Annotated in this window: 3 protein-coding genes; all 3 read right to left on the reverse strand. The window is 56.5% G+C overall.

Annotated elements, in window-relative coordinates:
- Window positions 1–1,474: DUF4118 domain-containing protein (locus JCM25146_RS20275; protein ID WP_242401202.1), on the reverse strand; the 1,474-nt coding region annotated here is incomplete at its 3' end.
- 1 nt (window position 1,475) lies between these two features.
- On the reverse strand, window positions 1,476–1,610 hold the full coding sequence (locus JCM25146_RS24720; RefSeq protein ID WP_277909626.1) for a hypothetical protein: 135 nt from the start codon (window positions 1,608–1,610) through the stop codon (window positions 1,476–1,478).
- The coding region (locus JCM25146_RS15870; protein ID WP_025829267.1) for a potassium-transporting ATPase subunit C at window positions 1,607–1,824 on the reverse strand (218 nt) is incomplete at its 5' end. The genes JCM25146_RS24720 and JCM25146_RS15870, both read right to left, overlap by 4 nt.

Consider the following 1,824-nt stretch of genomic DNA (forward strand, 5'->3'; position numbering starts at 1 on the left):
ACCATAACAGATCGTCGAGTTTGATAATCCCCGTGATCGTGCGGCTGAAATGATACAACGACTGCGTAATGTCCGCCCGATGTCGTGCTACGACGGCCTGATTACGAACACGCGCCCCCAGATTGCTGGCAATGAGTGCTGTTGCGAAGAAAAAGAACAAGGCCACGACATTATCCGGGGCCGCGATCGTCAGTGTATAAAGTGGGGGAAGAAAAAAAAAGTTGAAGCAAAGCATTCCCAGCAAAGAAGCCCATAATGACGGCCATAGGCTATAGGCGACTGCCACGCCAAGAATCGCAGTCAGAAAGGCTAGAGAGGCATTGCTGACCTCGAAGCTTCTGCGTAGCAGCAGTGCCACCGCTAGTGCACCGAGTACGATCAGAGTCCCGACTGCATACGGGCCCACCCTGAAGGGTTTGGTATTGGGTGGTTGTTCAATCGTGGCGTCCTCACCAGGAGAACGCGGCACGACATGCACGGGAAAGCCCTGCGCAAACTGTATCAGACGCTCTGTCGTCGAACTTCCCAGCCACTGCCGGATCCGTCCTCTCCAACCATGCCCGAGCGGATGCGCCGCCACGATCTGCGTCACATTCTGCGTCCGGGCGTAGGCAATGGCATCAAGCGCCACATCCTGCCCTGGTATCGTGACAGTCTCTGCACCGAGAGATTGCGCCAGATGCATCTGGGATGCCATTTTTGTACGGGCCGCATCACTCAGATCACGGTTTGTCTCAACATGCAGCACAATCCACGGGGCATGAAGACGGTCAGCCAGACGCTTGCCATAACGTAGGAGACTGGCATCTCCGTCCTGAAGGGTCAGGCAGACCATGATCCGCTCGCCTGCCGCCCATGGGCCGACAATCGCATTGGCCTTCATATGGTCAACAAGTTGTGCATCGACCTGCTGTGCGGTCTGACGTAGCGCAAGCTCTCGCAACGCCGTCAAGTTGCCCGGGGAAAAGTAATGAAGCATCGCGCGCCCGGCAGTATGCTCCGCGTAGATCTTACCGTCACGCATCCGTTGCAGCAGATCGTTCGGGGTCAGGTCGATAAGCTCGACCTCATCAGCATTCCCTATCACGTGATCTGGAACTGTTTCCCGCACGCGGATGCGCGTAATGGACGCAACGATATCGTTGAGACTTTCAAGATGTTGGATATTGACGGTCGTCAGAACGTCGATCCCAGCAGCGAGCAGTTCCTCGACATCCATCCAGCGCTTCGGATGGCGTGGTCCTGGTGCGTTCGTATGCGCCAGTTCGTCTACGGCCACAATGCGCGGAGCGCGCCTGAGCACCGCGTCGAGATCCATCTCTTGCACCATCCGGTCCCGATAGGTCACGGTGCGTAGGGTTACCAGTTCAAGCCCACTCAGCAATGCCGCCGTCTCAGAGCGACCATGCGTTTCGACCACGCCGATTACAACATCGATAGCGTCTCGCTGCAATTGGTGCGCAGTCGTCAGCATTTCAAAACGTCTTGCCGACGCCAGGAGCCGCGCCAAGGAAGACCTTGAGGCGACCGCGCTGGTGGCTGCCACCATCGGGTGCAGTCTGCCGCAAAAGAGCATCAGGATCAGGGCGGATGAGATGTGTCTCCATCACCTGTACAGAGTATCCAATGTCATGTTGAGTTCCAACACATTAAGATGCGGTTCGCCAAGCCATCCCATCAACGGATGCTCAATCATATTGTCGACAAGTTGTCTGACCGTCTCTTCGGGCAGGTTGCGTGCGCGTGCAATACGTTTGACCTGAAAAAACGCGGCCTGCGGCGAGATATCCGGATCCAGACCACTGGCGGACGTTGTCACAAGAT

The sequence above is a fragment of the Acetobacter okinawensis JCM 25146 genome, assembly GCF_000613865.1.
GTDB lineage: Bacteria > Pseudomonadota > Alphaproteobacteria > Acetobacterales > Acetobacteraceae > Acetobacter > Acetobacter okinawensis.